The sequence below is a fragment of the Sporosarcina sp. JAI121 genome, from assembly GCF_013408665.1.
In the GTDB taxonomy this organism is placed as follows: Bacteria; Bacillota; Bacilli; order Bacillales_A; family Planococcaceae; genus Sporosarcina.
Window position 1 is genome coordinate 453,000 of sequence record NZ_JACCCL010000001.1, and the last position, 7,697, is coordinate 460,696.

Sequence of the window (7,697 nt, forward strand, 5' to 3'; positions counted from 1 at the left end):
CCAATGAAACCATGGAAGCGTCCAACAAAATTCATTGAGTGTCCAACCAACTTCGGATAGTCTGCAACCAATCTCAAAAAGTGTCCAACAAACGTAAGAGTCTCCAACGAAAGCATGGAAGCGTCCAACAAAATGCAGCTACTGTCCAATCAACTTCGGATAGTCTGCAACCAATCCCGGAAAGCGTCCAACAAACGTGAGAGTCTCCACGAAACTATAGAAGCATCCAACAAAATCCAGCAACTATCCAACGAATCTTGAATAGCCTCCAACCGAAGACGCTTTGAATAGCATGCTAGCTTTGTCATTCAAATAATCAATGACAGACACAACGTCGAGATTGTTCTCGACAATATATGTTTTAATTCTTTTAATCTTTTAGGTTATTGCTAGGGGCATTTTGCCCTCTGTAGAGGGGGGCAATCTGCACTTCCTCTTATTTTAGGTACCTGTGCGTGAAACGAATCAGGTTATTTACTACAATTGCATAGTAATAGAATGAAGACCAGACACATTGGCGAATGTCTGGTTTTTTGTATGCTTATTCAGGTACGTGAATTTGGTTGAATTGTTCGTTGTTGTTTCTTGCACTGGTACCGATTTTTAATCGTTCTATTTCAATCCTCCCATATCTTTGTTCTATTTCCAACAGGATTACAATAAATTAGAATTAGGTTCAAATCGAATTTCAAATGACGTCAAATAATTCTGGATTACCTATATCTTCTGACGAAGTGGTCGCAGTATTACCAGTTGATCTATTTGTGGAAGAAAAATTCTTTGAACGGATCTTAGACTTGAAAAATGCCATCCTTTCAACTAATGCCAAAATTGGACTTGTGGTGTTTTGGCTTTTAAATTAAGGTATATCTTAAACTTATTGAAAGAAAAAGGTTTTCAACGGATTACTACGGACTCTAACGCCACTTTGAAAAGTTGCCAATGATTAGTTTCGCTGATGAAATAGTGGAAAAAGCCGAGAAAATAGAGTCGCTTCATCTTTGCAGAAGATAAATAAACAATTAGGTTGGAAGCCGAATTATGGGCTTGAAGAAATTTTTGGAGCTTCCTGGAAATGGCATAGTGAAAGTTAGTAAGAGAATAAATCATTCATTAATTACATTGGAGACGATTTTGCAATAATTGGGAGGAGTAAACATGAACATACTCAGTTTAGATACAAATCTATTGTCTCCTTATGCTACGTCATCCGATAAAAGTTTTTATAAGGTAGCGGTCCAAAACGCTCATAGTAACATGCATGCTGGTAAATCCATTGGGTCAGAGTATTTGGGTTGGCTGAAACTCCCTCTGGATGAACAGGAAATTCTTATAGATTCTATTCAAGATATGGCATCTGAAGTTCGAAACTGTTCTTCTATTTTAATTGTTATTGGGGTAGGTGGATCTTACCTAGGGACGAAAGCGATTCATGAAGCATTAAAGTCTTATTTCGGAGACGATTCGACGTATCCTGAAATTATTTATGCCGGTCAAAATATGAGCGGAGCCTATTTAAAGCAGTTGTTACGGTACATAGATGGTAAGGAAGTTTTCATTAATGTCATTTCTAAATCAGGTACGACAACAGAGCCTGCCATTGCATTCAGGGTTTTACGTTCCTATATGGAGGATCGGTATGGTGGGGAAGCGAATGGGCGAATCGTCGTAACGACGGATAGTGAAAAGGGTGCGCTAAAGGAATTGGCAAAAGAGAAGGGCTATCGCTCTTTTGTAATTCCGAATGATATTGGTGGACGTTATTCAGTCCTAACCGCAGTTGGCATATTCCCACTTGCAGTCGCAGGGGTTGACATACGCGCATTGCTTTCCGGCGCAAAGCAGGCAGCCTTTGATTTGTTGGGAGAAGACCTCGAGCTAAATCCGGCCTATCGTTATGCGGTAGCGCGTCAAATTTTATATGCGAAAGGTTATACAATTGAATTATTAGCCTCTTTTGAACCTTCGTTACAATATTTCCATGAGTGGTGGAAGCAACTGTTCGGTGAAAGTGAAGGGAAAGGCAAGAAGGGGATTTTTCCCGCTTCCGTTTCGTTCCCCACAGATTTGCATTCCGTGGGTCAATATATTCAGGACGGTCGACGCTTCCTGTTTGAAACGCTTCTTCATTTCGAAGACGTCGGGGATGATCAGCATATTCCGTATGATCCGGAAGACCGAGATGGACTTAATTATTTGGTGGATAAATCTCTTAATGAAATCAATACAATATCAAAAGAGGGGACGGCAATGGCGCATTCTGAAGGTGGCGTGCCCGTCCTGAAAATAGAGTTAGCAAAGTTAGATGAGTTCCATATCGGCTATCTAATTTATTTTTTTATGAAGTCGTGCGCGATGAGCGCTTATTTGTCAGGTGTGAACCCATTTGACCAGCCAGGTGTCGAGTCGTATAAGAATAAGATGTTTGAATTACTCGGAAAGACGGTTTTGAGTGAATAGGAGGTTGTAATCGTGGGAACAGTTATGCATGTTTTTGAAAGATGGCTACAGGAGGGTTCAATTCCAAATAAGTTGCAGAATGAGCTGAAGCTTATTTCACATACTAGAGAAGAAATAGAAGACAGGTTTTATCAATATCTTTCATTCGGGACGGGTGGAATGCGAGGACTGCTTGGAGCAGGGACTAACCGAATGAACCTGTATACAATCCGTCGTGTTGCGGAAGGACTGGCTCAGCAAATCATTGCCTCTGGGGAGGTTGCCATGCATCGTGGAGTTGTAATTGCCTATGATACTCGACATTATTCATATGACTTTGCTTTGGAGACAGCGAAAACAGTGGGAAAGCATGGCATACGAGTTTTCCTATTCAAAGAAAGTCGACCAACGCCTGAATTATCATTTGCTATGAGACAGTTGAATGCATTTGCAGGTGTCGTTATTACGGCAAGTCATAATCCTGCGCAGTATAATGGCTTTAAAGTTTATGGAGAAGATGGAGGACAGTTACCGCCGGATGCAGCAGACGGAATTGTTCAACATATGGCAGCGATTGAAGATTTGTTTACTATACAAACTGCTGATGAGGAAGAGCTACTTCAAAATGGAATGCTGACTTACATATTGGAAGATATTGATGAAACTTATCAAGAATGCCTTCTTACATTGAGGGAAGATGCAGAGGCCATTGAAGCAAATGGGAAGGACATGTCCATCGTATATACACCACTCCACGGGTCAGGGCTTGTTCCTGTAACGGAAGGGCTGCGAAACTTTGGGTTTCCAACCGTGCATGTTGTGCCAGAACAGGCTGTACAGGACTCTAGATTCCCAACGGTAGTCTATCCAAACCCAGAAGAACGTGAAGCTTTCGAGCTAGCGATTAAACTCGGTAAAGAAAACGGTGCCGATTTATTACTTGCGACAGATCCCGATGCCGACCGTCTTGGTGTGGCAGTCAAAAATCCGGATGGGGAGTATGAATTGCTCACTGGGAATCAGCTTGGCGCACTTTTGTTACATTATCTGCTTATGCAGAAAAAGCGAAGAGCTACTCTACCGGAAAATGGAGTCGTTATGAAGACGATTGTCACTTCAGAATTCGGTCGTGCTGTTGCGGCGAAATTTGAGATTCCTGCTATTAATACATTGACTGGCTTCAAGTTTATCGCCAAGAAGATTGAGGAATTTGAAAAGAGCGGTGAATACGAGTTTTTATTTGGGTACGAAGAAAGTTATGGTTTTCTGATTGGCACATTCGTGCGGGATAAGGACGCAGTTCAGGCGGCGTTGTTAACGGCAGAAATGGCTGCTTATTATAAGTCTATTGGTAAATCGTTGTACGATGGACTAATGGATCTATATGATGAACTTGGCCATTACAGGGAAGCCTTGGAGTCGTTAACGCTTTCGGGGAAGAATGGACAAGAGAAGATTGCGGGAATTATGGAAGAGCTTCGTAACAATCCTCCGATATCCATTACTTGTGTTGCTGTAAGTGCTATTGAGGATTATCAAGCAGGGACAAGGCGCTTTGGGGATGGAACGATTGAGAAATTGACATTGCCAAAAGCGGATGTCTTAAAGTTCTTGCTTGAAGATGATTCTTGGGTGTGTGTTAGACCTTCAGGTACTGAGCCGAAGTGTAAGTTTTACTTTGGGGTGCGGAAGGATACGGCGGAAGAGGCTGAAATGTCGTTAAGAGCATTATCCTTAGACTTTATGAATCGTTTTTAATTTCAGGTAGCTGTTACGTTTAGCGTACTAGTCGGCTACCACCGCTGGATGAGTTACATCCTCGCTGGTGTCGGTTGTGCACAGCTTGACGTGTTGGATGAGCGTGGGAAGGCAAGACGGAACGTGTTTGACAGATATGTCGAGGCATTAGGTAGAATCGATGGCTGACGGCGATGACACTGAATCCGAACAAAGTACGTATCACACCTTACGCATTAATGAATGCCCTGGAAGCAGAGGACATTGAAGCATGTCCGGAGTGGAAGCCGTTGCATTTGCTACTGTTGTTTAAGTGATGCAAGTTCTATCCACATGCGTAAGGTGATAGTGTGAGTGAGCGGTTGTTTGCGGAGGAGCAAGAAAAGATTAGTGCAATTGTACAAAACCCTAGTCAAACTTAATAAGTGACTAGGGTTTTGCTTTTCTTTTAAATTTCTGGTACCTGTGCATGACACTATTTTGACAACTCACTATAATTACATATTTATAAGGCATGGAGTAGGTTTTCACTGCAATTTCTAATTTGATTTGAGTTTATATGCAATTGTGTGAATTGTTCGTTGCTGTTTCATGCACAGGTACCGATTTTTAATCCTTTATCAAATGGCCTTCTGTTGCCATGACTACTTCTTTCATGTAGGCGATTAGTTCGCTTCGAATCTCTTCGTCAAAAAGAGCAAAATCGATAGTCGTTTTTACAAACCCGACTTTTTCTCCAACGTCATATCGTTTCCCTTCAAAATCATATGCGTAGACGTTTTGGATTTGTTTTAATTGCTGTATCGCGTCGGTTAACTGTATTTCTCCTTCCGCGCCAATAGCATGCTGACTTAAGAACGTGAAAATTTCGGGCGTTAGAATGTAGCGGCCAACGATTGCAAGGTTTGAGGGAGCGGATTCTGTACTAGGTTTTTCTACCAGGTTGTGGACTTCATATCGTCTGTGCTGTTGTAAGCCTGGATCTATTATGCCGTAACGCTGTGTCTCGTTCCAGGGAACTTGCTTCACCCCGACAACGGATGAACCTGTTTCATCAAATACGTTAATCAGTTGTTTTAAACAGGGTGTTTTACTTCGAACAATGTCATCACCTAGGAGGACTGCGAATGGCTCATCTCCTATAAAATTGCGTGCGCACCATATAGCATGCCCAAGGCCCAGTGGTTCTTTTTGCCGGACATAGTGAATGTTAGCAAGGTTTGCAGAATGCCGAACTTTGTTTAGTAGTTCTATTTTCCCTTTTTTTAATAAGTTTTGCTCAAGTTCTGGAGCGTAGTCAAAATGATCTTCAATGGAACGTTTGCCTTTTCCTGTAACAATGATGATTTCTTCAATGCCAGATGCCACGGCCTCTTCAACAATGTATTGAATGGTTGGTTTATCAATAATGGGGAGCATTTCCTTAGGCTGCGCTTTCGTAGCTGGTAAAAATCTGGTACCAAATCCTGCGGCAGGTATAATGGCCTTTTTTATTTTCATCGCTATTCCCCCAAAATCAATTTTTCTATCTAAGCCTTATGGCGCCCTCTCAATTTCCAAAGTTGGTACACCATAGCTAACGATGTGATGATGGTAAGGTAGGTTAATACAATCCAGCCTGATTGTAAATAGGGCAAAATGGCAGTTTGTACAGGCTCACTAGTTAAAAACTTCCTTTGATCAATACAAAAATAGGTTCCAAGTGTTGTCAACAATAAAACGACAATAATACCTTCAGGAAGCTTACTTTTTGTTTGCCCTCTTTCAGCACTATACTGAATGGCCCATCCATCTTTTTTATTTGCAGATAATCTTCCTAACCAAACATTTGCAAAGGTAATAAGATTAACCCATAAATAGATTTCTGGACTTATTAACAGAGCCGCAAAAATGACATCTATGGGTCTATGCATTGGAGTCTTGAGGGCAAGAATAGTATTTAATAATGAGGCTATAAGTACTGGCGTAAGCCAAATCCATGACCAATTAAACTGGTTTGTCGCTAAGCTAAGGATTAATAGTGAGATGAATAATACACGAATGAGTAGATTCATAAATGTTTTTAATTGTGAGAACCAAATTTTTCCCCTATGCTTTGAGCGGACCCCGATATTACTATTTGTAAGTAGTTCAACTGTTCCGGATTGCCATTTGTTCCGTTGTTGCCTGAAAGTATGGTATGTTCTCATGGCATCCACGTAACAACGTGCAGTAGGGCTAATTAATGTTTTCCATTGCTTTTGGATTTGCCATGTTAGTAGCATGTCTTCTACATCACTATCATCCTGCCAAGGGCCATCTAACTTGTTTTCATCGATAACATTTTGCAGTGCCTCTGGCCGAAATAATGTAGCCTGGCCTCCAAGTACATAGGTGCTTCCACCACTATATTGTAATTCCAACAGCCAACTTGCCATATCTTGTTTTTGCTGATGAGTCCACCAGCGTGTAATGGAACCCCCATATTCACCGCTAGCAATCATTTCTTCGTAATGGGGATCAGATTTTGAAAGTATGCTTTTCTTTTTTGGCATCCTCATGGTGTACTTAGCCATTACCCCGCCAATATTTCGAGAACTCATTAATCCTTCCCAAAGTTGTGATAATGCACCAGGAGCAAGTCTACTATCCGCATCCATTCCAAGAATAGCCTTGATTGAATTCCTATAATACTCTTCATATATCGTTTGCTTTTTATCATACAGATCTAAAGGATCTCCATAAATACTTTTCCAGGCTGCATTTAAAGCCCCAACTTTTCGTTGTTTATTGTTTTTGGTGGTAAGGACCCTTAATTCCAAATTAAATTCTACTCCGGCTTCTAACGCTTTTTCCTCAGTCCGATCCGTACAGTTATCAGCAATTACAATTACATCCAGATCAACGTTCTTTGGTAGTGTTTGATCGCCTAACCCAGCTAAACAGTCACGAATAGATTTTTCCTCATTATGTGCGGGGATGAAGGCAACAATTCTTGGTCTCATATAGGTATTTCTTACCCTTGATAGCTGCTTAAATGCCGGAATTTCAATTTCTTTTAACAGTGATGTTACCTCCTCCATATCTACTTCTAATTTATTGTAATCCTGTTGGAAATAGAACGAAAAAATGGGGATATTGAAATAGAACGAAAGTATATATTTTAAGTCCTATACACGGTGCTATTCAGTCAATTCACTACAATTACATGTTTATGAGATGTAGATTAGATAGGTATGTGTGTATCTATTCTCTATTGATTTTTTATACAATTGGTTGAATTGATTGTTGCGCAGGCATCCCTCTCTAAGCTTCCATCAAAGTATCCAACATACTCCAGAAACTGTCCAACGAACCATGGGAGGCGTCCAACCAACCCTGAAAGTGTGCAACAATCGGGGAGGTCTTCAACGAAACTATCGAAGTATCCAACAAAGTCCATCGAGTGTCCAACCAACTTCGGATAGTCTGCAACCAATCCTGAAAAGTGTCCAACAAACGGGAGAGTCTCCAACGAAACCATGGAAGCGTCCAACAAAATA

5 protein-coding genes are annotated in these 7,697 nt (G+C 41.0%); 2 read left to right on the forward strand and 3 right to left on the reverse strand.

All coding sequences use genetic code 11. The features are described 5' to 3' along the window. Window positions 1-1,158: 1,158 nt before the first annotated feature. Together HDC33_RS02165 and HDC33_RS02170 are read left to right on the forward strand one after the other, a co-directional pair. Window positions 1,159-2,460, forward strand: a complete 1,302-nt coding sequence (locus HDC33_RS02165) for a glucose-6-phosphate isomerase (RefSeq protein WP_179390889.1) — start codon at window positions 1,159-1,161, stop codon at window positions 2,458-2,460. A gap of 24 nt (window positions 2,461-2,484) precedes the next feature. After that, complete coding sequence (locus HDC33_RS02170) at window positions 2,485-4,197, forward strand: phospho-sugar mutase (protein WP_179392586.1); 1,713 nt, start codon at window positions 2,485-2,487, stop codon at window positions 4,195-4,197. Window positions 4,198-4,785: 588 nt separating this feature from the next. Here HDC33_RS02170 and galU read toward each other — a convergent pair. From galU to HDC33_RS16365, 3 genes are all read right to left on the reverse strand, one after another. After that, a complete protein-coding gene (gene galU / locus HDC33_RS02175; RefSeq protein ID WP_179390890.1) occupies window positions 4,786-5,676 on the reverse strand; it encodes a UTP--glucose-1-phosphate uridylyltransferase GalU in 891 nt (296 codons plus the stop codon). 29 nt (window positions 5,677-5,705) lie between these two features. Beyond that, complete coding sequence (locus tag HDC33_RS02180; RefSeq protein WP_255457278.1) at window positions 5,706-7,238, reverse strand: glycosyltransferase family 2 protein; 1,533 nt, start codon at window positions 7,236-7,238, stop codon at window positions 5,706-5,708. A gap of 170 nt (window positions 7,239-7,408) precedes the next feature. Next, on the reverse strand, window positions 7,409-7,697 hold a 289-nt coding region (locus HDC33_RS16365), incomplete at its 5' end, for a hypothetical protein (RefSeq protein WP_218843146.1).

Excerpts from the sequence above, each read along its gene's own strand:
- HDC33_RS02165 (WP_179390889.1), top strand. The coding sequence starts at position 1,159 with ATGAACATACTCAGTTTAGATACAAATCTATTGTCTCCTTATGCTACG.
- HDC33_RS02170 (WP_179392586.1), top strand. The coding sequence starts at position 2,485 with ATGCATGTTTTTGAAAGATGGCTACAGGAGGGTTCAATTCCAAATAAG.
- galU (WP_179390890.1), bottom strand. The coding sequence starts at position 5,676 with ATGAAAATAAAAAAGGCCATTATACCTGCCGCAGGATTTGGTACCAGA.
- HDC33_RS02180 (WP_255457278.1), bottom strand. The coding sequence starts at position 7,238 with ATGGAGGAGGTAACATCACTGTTAAAAGAAATTGAAATTCCGGCATTT.